This is a genomic window from Anaerophilus nitritigenes (assembly GCF_004138215.1).
Classification (GTDB): Bacteria; Bacillota; Clostridia; order Peptostreptococcales; family Thermotaleaceae; genus Anaerophilus; species Anaerophilus nitritogenes.
Window position 1 is genome coordinate 118,408 of sequence record NZ_RYYS01000064.1, and the last position, 18,899, is coordinate 137,306.

The 18,899-nt window shown below is 30.4% G+C and carries 10 protein-coding genes; 9 read left to right on the top strand and 1 reads right to left on the bottom strand.

All coding sequences use genetic code 11. The features are described 5' to 3' along the window. Positions 1 to 36: 36 nt before the first annotated feature. From EK368_RS10095 to EK368_RS10130, 8 genes are all read left to right on the top strand, one after another. Positions 37 to 6,288, top strand: a complete 6,252-nt coding sequence (locus EK368_RS10095) for an IPT/TIG domain-containing protein (RefSeq protein ID WP_129599241.1) — start codon at positions 37 to 39, stop codon at positions 6,286 to 6,288. A 2-nt stretch (positions 6,289 to 6,290) separates the two neighbouring features. After that, positions 6,291 to 7,952: a hypothetical protein gene (locus EK368_RS10100; RefSeq protein ID WP_129599243.1), complete on the top strand. Its 1,662-nt coding sequence runs from the start codon at positions 6,291 to 6,293 to the stop codon at positions 7,950 to 7,952. A 12-nt stretch (positions 7,953 to 7,964) separates the two neighbouring features. Then, positions 7,965 to 9,455, top strand: a complete 1,491-nt coding sequence (locus EK368_RS10105) for an S-layer homology domain-containing protein (RefSeq protein ID WP_129599247.1) — start codon at positions 7,965 to 7,967, stop codon at positions 9,453 to 9,455. Between the two features lie 198 nt (positions 9,456 to 9,653). Continuing rightward, on the top strand, positions 9,654 to 10,061 hold the full coding sequence (locus EK368_RS10110) for a hypothetical protein (protein ID WP_129599250.1): 408 nt from the start codon (positions 9,654 to 9,656) through the stop codon (positions 10,059 to 10,061). Positions 10,062 to 10,074: 13 nt separating this feature from the next. Beyond that, entirely contained in the window at positions 10,075 to 11,457 is a 1,383-nt protein-coding gene (locus tag EK368_RS10115) for a S41 family peptidase (protein WP_129599254.1), read from the top strand. A gap of 244 nt (positions 11,458 to 11,701) precedes the next feature. Then, complete coding sequence (locus tag EK368_RS10120; protein WP_129599257.1) at positions 11,702 to 13,300, top strand: CTP synthase; 1,599 nt, start codon at positions 11,702 to 11,704, stop codon at positions 13,298 to 13,300. A gap of 61 nt (positions 13,301 to 13,361) precedes the next feature. Continuing rightward, a complete protein-coding gene (locus tag EK368_RS10125; protein WP_165000414.1) occupies positions 13,362 to 14,708 on the top strand; it encodes a glycosyltransferase family 39 protein in 1,347 nt (448 codons plus the stop codon). 90 nt (positions 14,709 to 14,798) lie between these two features. Next, the gene (locus tag EK368_RS10130) at positions 14,799 to 15,074 is read left to right on the top strand and encodes a hypothetical protein (protein WP_129599263.1); all 276 of its coding nucleotides are present in this window, start codon (positions 14,799 to 14,801) and stop codon (positions 15,072 to 15,074) included. A gap of 30 nt (positions 15,075 to 15,104) precedes the next feature. Here EK368_RS10130 and EK368_RS10135 read toward each other — a convergent pair whose 3' ends face one another. After that, complete coding sequence (locus tag EK368_RS10135; RefSeq protein ID WP_129599266.1) at positions 15,105 to 15,965, bottom strand: decaprenyl-phosphate phosphoribosyltransferase; 861 nt, start codon at positions 15,963 to 15,965, stop codon at positions 15,105 to 15,107. Positions 15,966 to 16,214: 249 nt separating this feature from the next. On the opposite strand from EK368_RS10135, the gene EK368_RS10140 reads away from it, so the two are divergent. Continuing rightward, on the top strand, positions 16,215 to 18,539 hold the full coding sequence (locus tag EK368_RS10140; protein WP_129599269.1) for a copper amine oxidase N-terminal domain-containing protein: 2,325 nt from the start codon (positions 16,215 to 16,217) through the stop codon (positions 18,537 to 18,539). Positions 18,540 to 18,899: the final 360 nt, after the last annotated feature.

Genomic DNA, 18,899 nt, shown 5'->3' on the forward strand with positions numbered 1-18,899 from the left:
AGTAAATTTTACAGTCTCAGAATAGGGGGTAAAGCATTGAAAAGGATCATAAGTTTTTTATTGATTATGCTCATGGTTGTAGGAATTATACCTACATATGAATTGGTAGCTTGGGCAGATGAAGCTACAGTTACAGGTGTACTTGTAACAAAAACATATTCAAAGCCATTACAACTAGATGTGATGTATATTGAAGTAAAAGGTAATAATTTAGAGAAGTTAGGAGCAAATCCAGTAATTGTTAGAGATCAAATGGGAGAACCTATACCACTTACTACAATTGTAGTGAGTGAAAAAAGACTTTATTATAAAATAGAGAAGCCTAAAGGAATTGCAAGAATGATAATTCATGGAGAAGATTATTTTATAGGTGCAGAAAAGATGCCACAAGTGACAAGTCTGACTCCTTCTAATGGATTAGTGAGGAGTACAGAGACGTTAACTGTTCATGGAAATGGATTTAAAACTTTTGTAGATAATACAAATGGTAAAATAATCTTTTATAATAGCACTGGAGCTATAGATAATATAAAACCAGAAAATATAAAAGAAACTGAAATAACTAAAGAATTTTTGCAAAATAGCAAGGGAGGTCCTTATAGATTAGAACTGAAGTATACTGAACCTAAAGATGGAGAAAAAGCACCTCTTACAATAGAAGATAACTATGTAAATCTATTTACATTATTAGGAGATTTAAATATTTCTGATGATATAGAAATGTTTCCAAATCAAGGGGCACCAGGAACAGAAGTGACGGTTAGTGGAGATGATTTGATTGAAGATATGAGTGTTTTTTTCTTAAGAAATGAAAATGATTTATTTGATATTAAAAGTATGGGACAGTTTGTACAATATAGGAAAGATGCTGATGGAAAGAAAGACTATTTTGTTGTAAAAGTTCCAAATTTAGAACAGGGAACTTATCATGTAATTTTGACCAATAAGGTAAATCCAGGACAAGACCCAAACCAAGTTATTCATAGCACAAAGGCTTTTGATAATAATATATTTATCATTATATCAGATGTAAATAAACCAACGATAGAAGAAATAGATCCGAACAAAGGACCTGCTACAGGAATAGATGCTACTATTCGAGGAAGATATCTAGGAAGCATGAGTCCGAATATTTTTAAGCCAACAGTAGATCCAACTGTACAGCCAAATGGCAATTCATTAGAAGTAACTTATAAGAATGGAACAGAGGTGGTTGGTAAGTACTTAGGGGTACATACAGATAATGGAGGCGTAGAGGTATTAGAATTAAAAAGGAAGCTAACAGGATATGTAGGAAATCAATTGGGATTTAGAGACGGTTCTATATTAAGTATAGAAGGGTATGATCGTATAGAGGTCACTGTTCCACAGGTTGCAGATGAAAAAATAGATCCTATAAAAGATGTAACAATAGAAATTGAGACCACTATAACTTATAAGGATAAAGATGGAGTACCAAAGACAATAAAATTAACAGAAAGAGTAACAAAGTCGAAGGGCTTTACATTTGAACAATTAGGATATGATCCAAAGATCGATAGTATACTTCCAGGCAAGATACCTGTAGATAAAACAGGAGTAGTATACAAAACTTCTTTAGAAGATATGAAAATATCTATATCAGGGCAAAATTTTTCTGTCTATAGATATATACAAAAAGATGCCGAAGGGAATGACATAGTAAAATATAAATATCCAGTAGTGAATATAGGAAATCAAATTATATTAAATAAAAATGAAGATCCAAATGTAGAGATTAAGGTATTGGATAAAAATAATAATGAAATAGATGGATCTGAAGGAAATGAGTTGGGAGTTAGAATATTAGTTACTATTCCAAAAGGGTTACCTTCAAAAGGATTGAATCAAGGACATATAGGATCTAATACAGAGGTTTGGGTTAGAAATCCTTTGAGAAATGAAAATCCTACTGAGCTAGGTACTACTAGTAATCCAGGAGCTATACAATTTGTATCTGTAGATGATGGGAAAATACCAAAAATCACTAGTATTAATCCAAATACAGTAACTACAGATGGACAAAAGGGAGTTGTGATTACTGGGCAAGATTTTGGAAAAAATGTAAAAGTGTATATGGATGGAGTAGAAATCAAAGGAGCAAAGAGAAATGAAATAGGGACAGAAATAACATTTGATGCGCCTCCTTCAAAAGAAGGTTTTGCTCAAATTATTGTACAAAATGAAGAAGGAGGAGCTGATGTATATTATCCTTTTACCTATGTAAAAACTTATACAAATCCTAAAATTACAAATTTTACTCCCAAAAAAGGTACTGCAAAAACAATCGTGACTATTACAGGGGACAATTTTGTATATCCTAATCCATTAGTAACAGATCTTGCAGGTATAGGAATTTGGAAAGTCATAGGAACTAGAGTACTTTTAGGGGGACAAGATGTAAATGAATATTATATGGAAGGGAAATCACCAGGTCTTCAAGCTTATACATCTAATGAACCTATTATTCAAATTCATAAAGAAGAGTTAAATAATCAAGAAAGATTAATGATTTCAGAAAATTATCATAGTATTATTTTACAAGAAGGAACGACAAATCCAAAATACTATATTATATTTTTTGATCCAAAAACAGGAGAATATAAACTAACAGATGGAGACAAACAAGTATATGTTATTGATATAAATAGTCAAAATCAATTAGTAGGGAAAAAAGATGGACAAGAATATGACTTAATTGTAGAGAATAATAAAATAAATATAGATAGCAAAGAATTAATATTTAAAACTCCTTATGCTATCAAGGATGGAAAAATAGTAGGAAATAAAGTAAAGGTAATCAATCATAAAGAGATTATATTTGAAGTACCGCCTATGCCAAGAGAAGGTTATTACGATGTTACTGTAGTCAATCCAGATACAAATAGAGATTCAAAAATAGGAAATAATGGATTTTATTATTCTTTTCAACCAGAATACAATCCAGAAATTTATGAAATTGATCCTAAAGAAGGTTCTGTAGATGGAGGATATTATATTAATATATCTGGAAAAGGCTTTAAAGATAATGGAATAGATCAAAAAACATCTGTAAGTATAGGGTCTGTAGAAGTAGACTCTAAAGATGTAGAAGTATCCCCAGATGGAAACAATTTAAGAATAAAGGTTCCAAAATATCCAGGAGATCTATCAAAAGAAACAGATATGGATAGAAAATCTGTAGTTGTATCTATTGTCAATCCAGATGGAGGAACTGCAAGTAGAATCAATGGATTTACTTATATTATTCCAATTTCTGATCCTAAAATTACAGGACTTATATTAAATAAAGGTTCAGCAGCAGGAGGAGATACAGTTACCATAGAAGGATCGGGATTTCGTTTTTTTGAACCCTACAAAGATTTAAATAATACTGGACAATGGAATAAAGAACCTACACCAGATCCATATCGAGATCTAAATAAAAATGGACAGTGGGATGATATAAGATGGTGGTTAAGCCCAGAAATAAAACAAGCATATGATGAATTAGCAAAGGATTATCAAAAAAATATAGTTCCCATTCTTCCAAAGGTATATTTTGGAGGTAAAGAAGTACCAGTTCTTAGATTTACTGCATCTACACTAGAGATAGAGACACCAAAAGGTGCAGGAGGAGTTATAGAAGTATATGTGGTCAACAATGACTATGGAGTTTCTAACAAACTTTCATTTACTTATGAGTCTTCTAATCCTAAAATTAATAAAATATTACCAAATGGAGGGAGAAAACAAGGAAAAGATAAAGTGGAGATACTAGGGGAAAATTTTTACGAGTCTGAAATTAAAGTAGTAACATCGCCTACTACGACTAAAATAGAAAAAATGCCTCTTGTACAATTTGGAAATCCTACAGATACTAAGATTTCAAATGGAACTATACCTATAGATGCTCTAGAGAATTCAGGAAGAATTAGAGATAAAGAAAGTACAGTAAAAATTGATAACTTAACTGTAAAGTATAATGCTCATGAAGATGATCGAAAGTTAAACTTTACTATAGAAGAAGGCATAGGAAAAGATAAACAGATCTACCAACTTCATTATGATAAATATGATGATAAGGAAATATTTGTGCCTACATATTTATTTAAAAATGATCAAGGAGAAGAATATAGTGGATATGAATATATTAAAGTAAGCCTAGAGAGAGTAACAGGAGCTACGTCCACTTATAGACTTCGTGTAGATAGAGGATTTTCACCAGATTCAAAATTATTAAAAATAGGTCAAATAAGTTTACTTACTCCATCTTACTATACAGTAGGAAACGTAGTAGTTACACTCTACAATCCAGATGGAGGAGTAGCTACTGGAAACTATACTTATAAAAATCCTGATAGCAAACCAGTTATTAAAAATATTTTAAGAGATGGACAAGAAGGATATATAGAAGAAGATGGGAGAAAAATCATTCGTGTCAATTACAAAGGTGGAAATGTTATAGATGTGATAGGATCAGATTTTAGAAAACCAGTCAAAATTTCAATTGGAGAAGCAGCAGAAATCATACAAGGGATAGAATATGTTCCAGATAATGCAATTTCACAGAAAATGACATTTACAATGCCTGCAGTAGATGCAAAATATATAGATACCTATCATAGAGTTGTTATTCAAAATGAGGATGGCGGAGTTGCAGGTTCAGATGAAACAAAACCCAATCCAATTTATATTCATATTATAGCAGGAGAGACAGATGGTTTAGCTATTACAAATGTGACTCCGAAAATTGGACCTACTTTAGGAGGAACTGTAGTAACTATAGAAGGTAAAGATTTTAGATCAAAGATAGATGGTTATCCAAATGAAACATTAAAAGTATATTTTGGAGATGGAAAAGATCAAGTGAGAGTAAAAGATGAAGACATTATCTATATTTCAATAGATAAGATTCAGCTTAGAACACCAGCTCATATTCCAGGGACCGTTTCTATTAAAGTAGAAAATCCAGATGGAACGATGGCACAGCTATCAAATGCATTTACTTATTTAAGTGCTCCAAACATTAATGATGTGGTTTTAACAGATCCAGACAATTTAAGTCAAGAGATATCTACAAATATTATTTCTGTAGAAGGAGGACAATATTTAAAAATCAAGGGTTCAGGTTTTATGGAAGGAGCAAGAGTTGTATTTGTACCAACTTTAAAAAATGCACCAAAAGATGAAACAGGAGATTTTGTATATCTTAAAGGAGATCCAAAGGATAAAAAAATAGTAACAGGAACAGATGCAGTTGAAGTGAAATTTATAGACGGAGGAACACTTCTTGTTAAAACTCCTGCTGGAAAACTTGATACATTAGGAATAATCGTCATAAATCCAGATAAGGGAGCTAGTAATATTTATGAAAATATCAAATATGGTCTTCCAGAAATGGAAATTCCTCAAGAAGTAAGAGCAGATATTGTATATGATCAGTATATAAAAGTTAATTGGAAAGAAGTAAAAGATGCTAGGGAATATGAAATATATGTAGTTGTAGATGGTAAAAAAAGACAATTTGTAGGAAGTACAGAGCTGACATCCTTTGTTTATGAAGATTTGGAGCCAAAAACTAGATACAAATTTGTAGTTACAGCCATTGGAAAATTTGGAGGATCTAAATATTCTATGGAAAGTAATCAAGTAAAAACTGGATCTAGTGTAGGACCTAAAGACCGCGATGGAGAACTAGGACAAAAAACTAAGATAGAAAGACAAGGAAATATTATAAACGTAATCATTGGAGAAGATGATTACAATGATCATACAGATATTGATTTAACCAGAGGAAACCTAGCAGGAGCAAAAGATGTAGTGATTGCTATCCCATCTTATGTAGTTGCAAGAGCTGATGTAAAAGATATCAATATCATAGGTCAAGATTTTAATATTAAAATGAATCCAAAATCTTTTTATTCAGAAAAAGTAAGAGAGAATAAAAATAAAAAAGATTCAGGGGTAAAATTTATGATTTCTCAAGTTCAAAACTCATCAATCATAAGCGGCAACACTTCATTATCTAAAGAATATGAACTAAAGGCATTTGTATATGTAGGAAAAGAAAATAGCCCAATGAATTATCTTCCTTCTTATATACAAATTACATTAGATGTAGATGGAACAAAAGCAGACTTAAGAAGAGTAAAAAATATATATTTAGCACGTTTCGATGAAGAAACTAGGCAATGGTTACCGATTGCAAATGGAAATACAGGAAGCTATGCCATTACAGGACTTAGTCAAAATTTAGGAAGATTTTCCGTAATAGGAAGTAGGAGGTAATCATGAAGAAAATTTGTATTAGTATAATATTGGTCATACTCACTTCAATGATGAGCTTTGCAGATTACACAACTCCTTATAGAACAGGGATCATAGAAGGATATGTAAAAGATGTAGCAGATAATCAAATCAAAATAGAGGAATATGATGGATCAGTCCATCTTCTTCCTCTTTCAAACAAAGCAGTGTGTACAATAGATCAAATCCCTGTTACTTTAAAGGATTTTAAAGCAGGAATGGAAGTTTTTGGAGAAATAAAAGGAAGAAGCGTGACGCTTCTTGAAAGTTATTCCACACAAAATCCAGGATATATTCCTCCAGGGGGAAAAGTTAGATCTGGAATTGTAAAAAAAATAGATAGGGATCAACTCATTATTAAAACATTGATGGGAGATGAAACTTATTTTACTTCTCCTGCTACTATTACCCTCAAAAAAGCTACGGATACACAACTATCTTCCTTGTATGAAGGAGATCGAGTAAAATTATATTTTGATGAAATCAACTCTGATGTCATTAGTCGATTAAACATAGAAGGAAATAGTATTTTAATCAAAGACCTTTATAGAGCAGTAGTAAAAAAAGCAGATAATTTAGAAGATAAGATTGTATTTGATAAAGTAGAAGTATTTAAAAATGGAAAATGGGATGAAATCAATAGAAGTATAACTCTTCCTTATAGTTCAGAGCTTCCACTTTATATAGGAGGACAAAAGGTTCCTTATGAAAATTTAAAATACTATAGAGGTAAAACTGCTTATTTAGCTATGAAGGATTTTTTTGGAACAGAAAAAATTGAAAAGATGGTACTTAAAAATCAATATGAAAGAAGTTATTCAGATAAAATTGAAAAAATTAATTGGTACGCAGATCAATTTGAACTTAAAAATAAAAAAAATATTAGCTTTACAGAAGGTACTATGATTATTAAAAATGGAAGATTAGTAGACAAAGATGCTATTACTCCAAATGCAGATGCGTTTGTTGTAGCCGATGGAAGAGGAACGAATCAAATTGCAGGAGTGATTAGTATCTATAATGAAGACTTAAATAACTCAAATATAGGGCAGAATTATCTTTATGTAGGTAGAATGAACAGAATATTTGAAGATGCAGTTTATCTAAAAGATTTTTATCTTTTAAATAATCATGAATGGGAATCTTATAGAACAAGAAGAGAAAGTGATGAAAAAGAATTATATTATGATCAAGATACGATGATTTATGATTTAGAAAATCAAAATTATGTTTCTGCAAAAGAATTTTTTGCCAAAGATTATGCAGTAGATGAAGATACAGATTCTGCAGAAGATAAAAACTTAAGAGATTGGTATGCTTATGCTTATACAGATGGAGATCGTATAGCAGGAATTATGGTACAAAAACATTTAGACTCTTTAAACAGACATAGAATGACTACTGGAAGTATAGAAAAAATTGAAGATGATCCACAAGTAGGTTGGACTGTTTCTTTAAGAGATAGCAAAGACTACAGTCATCGTCATGATAAATGGATGATAAAAAATTCTACTATTAGAGTAAATTTAAGAAAAGCTATGATCATAAAAGATGGAAAAATTATTGAGCCTGAAATGTTAAAAACAAGTGATAGATTATATGTAGTCAGAGATGATTTTACTGCAAAAGTAGTGATTGTAAAATAAGGGGGAGAAAAGATGAAAAAATTCATAGTAAGTTTTATACTTATTTGTATGATAATTGCTCCTATGAGTGTATGGGCACAGCCCCCTGGTTTTTCTGGAGGAGTGAATAATGAATATGAGTATGAAGAAGTAGTATTTATTACAGGAGAGCCGATACGATTTATAGGAACTATTGATATAAAAGGAAACGAAAAGGATACGCAAAAGACTATTACCTATACTTTTAAGTTAAAAACATCAAATGGAGATAAGCTAGATCGAAAAATAAATTTAGAAACCATTTATGACAAAAGAAATGATAAAGGACAAACAATAGGACAAACTACTTTAAAATCATTCAAAGAATCTATTCAAATAGGAAAAAATAAATATGAGCTTTTAAAGGATGGAGGGTATGAACTATCCAAATCAGATATCATAGACAATCGTCCTGCATCAGATTTTTATTCTGGGAATTTAAAAGCAAGAAAATATTATACAATTAATAAGAATGAAGGAGAAGTCATTGTAGAAATGACTGGAGGAAATGTAGGCTATAAAAATTTCTGGGGAGGTACAGAAACGCAAATATTAGATTATACAATTACAAGTACAAAAAAAGTAAAAGATAACGATAAAGAAGAAGACAGTACATGGTCAGCTACAGTCCAAGCTCAAGTTTCAGATAGCTTAACAAAAAATTTAAGATATTCAGCTAATGAAGCAAATTTTTCAAGCTTTTATGGAGGGCATATAAGAGTAACGAATGAAGAAATGGTTACAAGATATGAATATGACCTTCCAAGAGTTAGAGATGATAAAATAGATAATAGAAGAAGAAATATAGGTTCTATAGATATAAAAAAAGAAATGCTTCCAAAGGTTGAAAGATTAGTAATTCCAAAGTTTAGAGATATTGGGGGACATTGGGCAGAATCTTCTATTAAAAAATTATATTCACTAGATGTATTTGATGAAAATTCTTCATTTTTCAAACCTGATGTAGCTTTTACAAGGGGAGAATTTGTAAAAGCAGTTATGAAAGCTTGTAATATCAGACCTTCTATACAAGATGAGAAAAAAAGTAGAAGAAGAAATGCTCCTAAAGAAATATCTCCATTCCAAGATATTAGCACAAAAGATGAAATTTATCCTTATATAAAAGATGCAGTAGACAAAGGCTTGATTCAAGGAATATCAAAGGACTTATTTAGAGCAAAAGATCCTTTAACAAAAGCTGAGGCTATTACTGTGTTAATAAAAGCATTAGGCTTTGATTCCAAAGCTCCTGCACCAGGATTTTATACATCCTTTACAGATGATCGAGAAATTCCTATATGGGCAAAGGATAGTATCTATATGGCAAGAGAAATCAATCTAGTCAGTGGAGATAGTTTTAATAGAATTAATCCAAACAAACCTATTACAAGAGGTGAAGCATCTGTGATGCTTGTTAGATTTTTAGAGTTTTTACAAAGAGATTTACAAAAGGATTATAGAGAAGATATAATAAACTTCCATTAATAAAGAGCAGAAGAAATTCTGCTCTTTAATCTATTTTCTCTCTGTTTCTATATTTTCACAAATTCTCAGCAATTGTTCCGCATTTTATACTTTCTCTAAAAACTTTATTTATTAACAGTCGAACAGCGGAAGAAATTCTGCTTTGTTTATTTGATTCGTGATATAATATATACATATAAAATAGAAAGGAAGATTTTTATGAATAAAGAAGATAAAATTTTAAGTTTAATAGAAAAAATGTATGTAGAGTTTAGCCAAAGATTTGAATCTGTAGATCAAAAATTTGAGTCAATAGATAAAAGATTTGAATCTATAGATAAAAGATTTGAATCTATAGATAAAAGATTTGAATCTATAGATAAAAGATTTGATAATCTTGAAAAAGAGGTAATAGAAAATAGAAAAGCAATTACCAATATAGAAAATACTATACATGATAAAGTAGGTATTTTATTTGATGCTCAAAAACAAACGAATGATAATATAGAAAATATGGAAGAAAAAATAGACAATCTTCAATTAGATGTAAATACTCTTTCTTTAAAAGCTATTAATAGCAACACTAGAATTATTGAGATGAGTAAGCGTTTAAAAAAAGTAAAATAAAGAAGGTGTCAAAATGTTACAACAAAGAAAAAGAGCTTTATTGGTCTTTACGTTAATTTTTTCTTTAGTATGTACAAGTATGACCTATGCCCAAGAAACATCTAAAAAGTTTCACAATTTAGATGAAAGAGTAGATTATCTAAAGGCTATGGTTTCATATATAGAAGAATTTTACCATGGTAAAGTAACTGAAGAACAACTCATGGATGGAGCATATAAGGGGCTTTTTCTACATTTAGATGATCATAGTAAATATATGAATCCAAAAGAATATAAAGAGTTTGATAGAGAAAGCTTAGGAGTTTATGCAGGTATTGGTGCAGTTGTTTCTGTAAAAAATGGACAATTGATTATTATGGAGCCTATGGAAAATTCTCCAGCTCAAAGGGCAGGATTACAATTTGGAGATATTATTTTAGCTATTAATGGAAAAAATATAGAAGGAGCTACATTAAAAGAAGCAGTAAATAATTTATTAGGAGAACCAAATACAAAAGTAAATCTAACCATTGAAAGAGAAGGAAAAAAACGAGATATTACTTTAAATAGAGAAGTGGTTCAAGTAAATCCTACAACAAGCAAAATATTAGATCATCAAATAGGGTATGTAAAAATAAATGAGTTTAATCAAAATACAAGCAAAAATGTAGAAAAGGCTTTAAAAGAATTTAAAGAAAAAAACATAAAAAAACTAATATTAGATTTAAGAGACAACCCAGGAGGCTTACTTCAAGAAGGGGTAGCTGTAGCGGACTTTTTTACTTTAAAGGATCAACCAATTGTATATATCAAATGCAAAGATGAAGAGGAAGCAATATATGGAGAAAAAGATTCACAAAATATGTCATTAGTTGTATTGGTAAATGAAAATACAGCAAGTGCAGCAGAGATTGTTACAGGAGCTATACAAGACTACAAGATAGGAACGATTGTAGGAAATACTACTTACGGAAAAGGAACAGTACAACAAACTCTTCCACTTAATAATGGAGGAGCTATCAAACTTACAATAGCACAATATTTAACGGCTCATAAAAGATCTATTGATAAAATAGGGATAAAGCCTGATATTCTAGTAGAAGATATGAGATTAGATCCAGATCTACTCCTTTATCTTGTGCCTATGATTGAAGATAAAGTATATACTTTAAATGAAAAAGGTTTAAATATATATGGTGCACAACAAAGATTAAACTTCTTAGGAAAAGAAGAAATAAAACTGACTGCTATATTAGATACATATACTCAACAAGCTATCAAAAAATTTCAAATAGAAAATGGACTCTTAGAAAATGGAGCATTAACTTTAGAAACAAGAGATAAAATTCAGCAAAAAACAGAAGAAATGTGGCGAAAAGATTTACAACTAGAAAAAGCTATGGAAATATTAAAATAAAAGTAAAAAAGCTTATTGACTCAAATAATGGAATAAGATATAATAATCAAGTTGTAATAAGAAGATAAAGAAACGAGCACCCTACCATGGGTGCCCTGCCATATAGATGAAACGGACACAGGTAGGTCACCCGTAGGGGTGACCTCACTCTTTTTTTGAAAAAAACGAATTTAAATTATATAGAATGAAAAACAAAGAAGTCAGTAAAACTATAATTAAGAAATGGTGAAAGGAGTATTTACACATGACAAAGTATATCTTCGTCACTGGTGGAGTAGTTTCATCTTTAGGAAAAGGAATTACTGCTGCATCTTTAGGACAACTTTTAAAAGCAAGAGGATTAAAGGTAACGATTCAAAAATTTGATCCATATATCAATATTGATCCAGGTACTATGAGCCCTTACCAACATGGGGAAGTATTTGTAACAGATGATGGAGCAGAAACAGACCTCGATTTAGGACATTATGAAAGATTTATAGATATTAACCTTGGAAAATATAGTAATGTAACGACTGGAAAAATTTATTGGTCAGTAATTACAAAAGAAAGAAAAGGGGAGTACTTAGGAGGAACAGTTCAAGTGATTCCTCATATTACAAATGAAATTAAAGAAAGAGTATTAAGAGCTGGAAAGCAAACAGGTGCTGATGTAGTTATAACAGAAATTGGAGGAACCGTAGGAGATATAGAAAGTCAACCTTTCTTAGAAGCCATCAGACAAATTAAATATGATGCAGGAAAAGAAAATGTCATGTATATTCATTTAACATTACTTCCTTTCTTAGGAAAAGCTGGAGAAGTAAAAACAAAGCCTACACAACATAGTGTAAGAGAGCTAAGAGAAATAGGAATTCAACCAGATGCTATTGTATGTAGAGCAGAAAAACCTGTAACAGAAGATGTGAAAGAAAAAATTAGTCTTTTCTGTAATGTAGACCCAGGAACTGTTATTCAAAATATGGATGCAGATTCTATTTATGAAGTACCTTTAATGTTAGAAAAAGAAGGACTTGCAGAGATTGCTTGTAAGAGATTAAATCTAAATTGTCAAACTCCAGATTTAACAGAGTGGAAAGCAATGGTCAATAAAGAGAAAAATCTTAAAGAACAAGTAAAAATTGCATTAGTTGGAAAATATGTAGAGCTTCATGATGCATATCTTTCCGTAGCAGAAGCTTTAAAACATGCAGGAATTGCTAATGATACAAAAGTTGAAATTCATTGGGTTCATTCTGAAGAATTGACAAAAGAAAATGCTAAAGAATACTTAAAAGATGTAGATGGGATTTTAGTTCCAGGAGGATTTGGAGATCGAGGAGTAGAAGGAAAAATAGAAGCTACTCGATATGCAAGAGAAAATAAAATTCCTTTCTTTGGAATATGCTTAGGAATGCAGCTTGCAGTAGTAGAATTTGCTAGAAATGTAGCAGGATTAGAAGGAGCTCACAGCTCAGAGTTAAATCCAGATACTCTATATCCAGTAATTGATTTAATGCCTGATCAAAAGGATATAGAAGATATGGGAGGAACTATGAGACTTGGAATTTATCCATGTAAAGTATATGATGATACAAAAGCTGAGACGGCTTATAAAGAAGATTTGATCTATGAAAGACATAGACATAGATATGAATTTAACAATCAATATAAAGAACAGCTTATGAAAGCAGGCCTTGTGATTAGTGGAATCTCTCCAGATGAAAGATTAGTAGAGATTGTAGAGATTAAGGATCATCCATGGTTCGTAGCAGGACAATTTCATCCAGAGTTTAAGTCAAGACCAACTCGTCCCCATCCATTATTTAGAGATTTTATAAAGGCTTCTCTTGAAAATAAATAAAAATAAAGATATACTAAAAATGCCAAGGAAACCCTTGGCATTTTTTAAAATGGAGGTTACTATGAAAAAAAATAACAATTGGAAAAATATTATAGGTTTTATATATGTGATGATGATTTTTATACTAGGGGTATATGCTAGGATATGGTATATAAACAATGTTCCTAGTAAGCCTGTATTTGATTTTCATGCTTATCAAACTATTGCAACGAATATCTTTATGCATCTAGGACACACTATGGATCGTATTCCAGTAGCTTTTCAAGGAATGGGTTATCCTATGGTTTTAGGTTATGTCTATAGAATATTTGGAAGTGCAGATATTATGATTGCTAAAAAGTTTAATGTGTTTTTATCAAGCATGACTATTATTTTGGTATACTTGATTTTAATTAAAATGACAAAGAGAAAGTTTGTAATTTATACAGCTTATACAATTACTGCTATTCTTCCTAATTATATAGCTTATACTAATGTAGTAGGAACAGAAGTATTTTTTACATTTTTACTTACTATCGTTATATTTTTTCAAGTATATGAATTTAATGCGTATATAAGATATCCTATTTTAGGAGTTCTTATAGGATTTACAGCTCTTACCAAGCCTTTTTTTATGGCATATCCTGTGATTGTAGCTTGTATAGAATACTTTAAAAACAAAAACATAAAGCAAACAGTTATTTTATTTGGATCAACATTTATGATTATGACACTTATTATTGCTCCGTGGACTTATAGAAATTATAAAAAATTTGGAAGATGGATTCCTATTTCTTATAATTCTGGATATGTATTATATATCAACAACAATGACTACAATACTACAGGAGCATGGATGGATTTAGAGGATGTAAAAGCTCCAAAGGAAGTAAAAGAACAAGTAAGGAGTATATTAAAAACAAAAGATGTTAAAGTAGCACATGAAATAGAACCTATTATTAAAGGGCAAGGTAAAAATTGGATATTATCAAATCCTATTACTTTTTTAAAACTAGGAACATTAAGATTAGAAGAAACATTCTTTGGAGGGACTTGGGATATAGAAGCATGGACTGCTAATGATAATGAAGAAGTTAAAAAAGAATATGAAACATGGAAAAAACAAAGACAAGTAAATTATACAAGAGATATGAATTTTAAGATGGCTTATCAAAATATAATCGTCTATATTTTAACAAGTTTTGGAATCATCTATATGATTACAGGAATTAAGCCTATTATTTTATCATTATTTAAAAAAGAATATAAACTTCCATATGATTTACTTATTCCTTTTTTTAATACAGTTTTTTTAACAGCAGTATATTTTGTCTATGAAGGACAATCAAGGTATAATTTTCCACTCCTATTTTTATTTGCCATAGCTATGGCTACTATGATGGATAAAATGATGAAGTCATTAGAATAAAAAGATTCGTATTTTGGAATATATTACAAGAAAATAGTGGATGAAAATAGAAAGCTTTCCATGATATAATACAGGAGAGGAGTGAGTAATATGGAAGAGAAGATGTTTGAAATGTTATCTAAAATATATGGAGAAATGCAAGAAGGATTTTCTCAAACCAATAAAAGATTAGATAATATTGAAAATACTATTACAAAATTAGAAACTAAAATGGACGGTGAAATAAATAATAAAATAGAAGCTTTGTTTGATGGATATAAAAATAATACAGAAATTTTACATAGACTTGAAATGAAGCTAGATGATTTATCTAATAAACTTGAAAAACAAGAAGTAGATATAAGAGTATTAAAAGCTGCAAAATAATACCTGCTGATAGAAATCAGCAGGTATTATTTATATAAAATACAAAATAAAAATACAGCTTATGGCCCACAAAATGATATTGATAATAAGAGGAAGATCACTTAATAAAACAAGCTCGGGATTTTCACCCATGCCCTTTTTGTGAACAATATATTGATATCTAAAAATTCCATAAATGACAAAAGGAATAGTCCCCATCATATACATAGAGCCACTTGCACTAAAGGTATATAAAGAATATGCCATTACAGTAGAGGAAGTAACAATATTAAGCATATCACTCAAAAGCTCAGGAGTATACTCAAGAAGAATCTTGCGAGAAGTTTTATGCCCCCTGCCTATCAAATCCATTTCACTTTTTCTTTTATGTAGTGCTAAAAATAATGATAATAAAAAAGTACAAAGTAAAAGCCAAGGAGAAATTCTTACATCTATAAGGACTACTCCTGCTAAAGCTCTAAGAACAAATCCTAAGGAGATACTCATCACATCTAATATAACAATATGCTTTAAAACAAAGGAATAAAAGGTAACCCATGAGAAATAGAAAAGTCCAATGATAAAAAACACAAAATTTATTTTATAAGCAATATAAAAGGCTCCAAGCAAAGTAACTATTAAAAAAGCAATAGCTTCTTTAGTACTGACTTTGCCAGAAGCTATAGGACGCATACACTTTTTAGGATGTATCTTATCCTTTTCACGATCTACCAAGTCATTGACAATATAAACACTTCCAGAAAAAATACAAAAAAGAAAAAAACCTACAATACTTAACTTTAAAAAACGAAAATCAAAAAGATGATTTGAAAAAAGCACAGCTGCAAACAATATTAAATTCTTTGTCCACTGTTTTGGTCGCATTGTTTTAATAAGTCCTACTATATTCATATATAAACTCCTCTCTCATCTAATATTTCCATTTTAGCACAAATCTTATCAAAAAAGTATGTAATCTATCTGTAACACCCCCTACCTAAAACCTATACATCTATTGAAAATACTTACATGAAACATTTACCAATATTACAGAATGGTTAAATCCATTGATTTATTATTGATGAATTTATATAATCTTCATGTAGCCAAGAGGTTACAAATTTCGACAAATTACAACAAAAATTTAAGGAGGTATTTTACATGAAGAGAAAACTTTCTCTATTATTGGTACTATCACTGATGGTATCATTAGTACCAATGAGTGCATTTGCTGCTTCAGACAACAATGTTGACAAAGTAGCAAGAGTAAAAAATGATGCTAATTTAGCAGAACTTGGTGCACCAGTATTAAATATTGAAAATGATAAGGCGCACTGGTCAAGTAAGGAAACTTTTACACTTAGATTAGAAGATTCAAACTGGTTAGAAAATGGAGACAATAAAGAATCAGGAAAAATTGCAGACTTCAATGCTGAATTAGCAACAGAAATTGAAAATGCAAGTAAATTAACAGTAGCTGGTACAGTATATGGAGTAAAAGCAACTGTAGCAAGAAGATCTGATTCAAGATTAGAAATTACTGTTGAAAACACAGAAGATGGAACAGTAACTTCAAATAAAATTGCAAAAGATTTAGTAGTAAAAGTTCCAATGTGGGTAGAAATGGATGGAGAAAATGCGAAAGTAAATATTGAATCAAAAAGTGGAGCATTGACAGAAGGTACTTATGCATTTGCTCAAGGAAGAACTGGAGAAACAACTATTTATGTAGAAGATACAGTTACTTTCTCTACTACTAAAAAAATAGAGAATATTATTATCGAAGAAAATGCAGTAGGAACATTTAATCCAGATGACATCAAAGAAGGATATATTAAATTAAACCTAGATAAAGATTTCGAATGGTTAATCGATGACGCAAAAATAGGTGGAGATTTAATAGATCAAGCAAATATTAAAACAGATGGAAACTACAAAGTAGATAAAAATGAATTAAGAATTTATGTAAAAGGAACAAACGGAACAACTGGTTTTGCTCTTAAAAAAGGAAATGGAGTAATCGGAGAAATTGAACTTAGTGACTTATATGTAAGACCATCAAGAAATGCAAAAGAAGGAAAAGTAAATGTAACAATTTCTTCAAACTTAAGTGAAATCAAAACTACAAAATTAGAAATCGGTGAATTTGCTGATTACAAAATGGAAGTAAAAGCTGATGGAGATGCAAAAGAAATTTACTCAGGAAGATATGAAGTAAGTATAAATGATGGTAAATACAGTGAAGCTGCTGGATCATTAACTATGGATGAAGATCATGAGTTACAAACATTGATTATCAAAGAAAAAGTAGAAGGTTCTTGGGTAAACAATAGAAGTATAGTAGTTAAATTCCCATCATGGGTAAAAATTGTTGGAGTAGATAAAGATGGTAGCGACAAAGGAGCTATTATCAGAGATGTAGTAGATAAAAATGAATATGAATTTGAGATGGATGCTGACAAAGTAAGTGGTAAAAAAGAAGTAAAATTAACTTTCTATGTATCTGCACAAGCAGGTAAATCAGGAGATATTGAAGCTGTTATTGGTGGAAGAGGAATTGATGAAGAATACACAGTATTACTTGGAAAAGCTGTTGCTCCAGTAAAAGTAGAAGCAGAAGTTGCCCCTATTAAAGCAGGAGTAAGAAACCAAGAAATAGGAAAAATCACAATTACTGAAAACAAAGCAGGAGCAATATTAGAAGGAAATGATATTGTATTAGAATTAGACAAAGATATGGATTGGGATGGAGAACCTACAGTAAAAGTAACAAAAGGTGACTTAGAAATTGATGAAGATGATATCAAAGTAAAAGACAATGTATTAACAATCCGTGTTGAAGATGAAAGTACTGAAGCATCTACAATCGAAATTACTAACGGAAAAGTAAAAGTAGATAGATCTATTGCTGAAGGAAGAATAGAAGTAGAAGTACAAGGTAAAGCATTAATTCAAAATGGATATGATAATGAAACAAGAGAAGATAAAGATGGAAATAAAATTTCTAAATCTAAATTAGTAGATAACTATGGAGTATTTAATGATGACTACTATGCAAAAGTAGAAGTAGCAAATGTAATCACTCCAGCAGATCCAAACACAAGACCAGGTGGAGAAGTAAAATTCGTAATCGGTCAATCTGAATACCAAGTTGGAGAAGAAACAAAAACTGTTGATGTAGCACCATATATCCAAGATGGAAGAACAATGTTATCTCTAAGATATGTTGCAGAAGCTGTTGGAGTAGCAGATGCAAACATCATCTGGAACGAACAAGCAAGAACAGTAACAATCTTCAAAGGAGATAGAATTGCTCAAGTAGAAATCGGAAGCAACAGATTAATGGTAAATGGTACAGCAATCCATATGGATACTGTAACAACTATCAAAGATGGAAGAACAATGTTACCAATAAGCTTCATTGCAAGAGCATTAGGATTAAATGCTGAGTGGGATGGAGATTCAAGAACAGTAACAATTAAATAGTAATAGTAAAAACATAAAAAGAGTCCGAAAGGACTCTTTTTGTGTTTACTTAGAAAGATATTGATTATTATAAAGTAGGGAATAATTTTAGGAGTTTAAATATTCTAGTAATTTTAAGCAACGGAAATTTCAAATGTAATGAAGAAATTTCGTTGGCGACATGAGCATATGCGATAGTATAATGCGAATTTTTGTTTTTTGTAAAATATACGTAATGATTTGTAACATGATTGTAATGGTATTTTTAACTAATTTTTTATATAATAAGAACAAGGGATTTAGAAATATATTCCTATATAAGAAAAAAACAACTTATATTACACTTATATTACATACACTAGAAAATGTTGACTACATAAG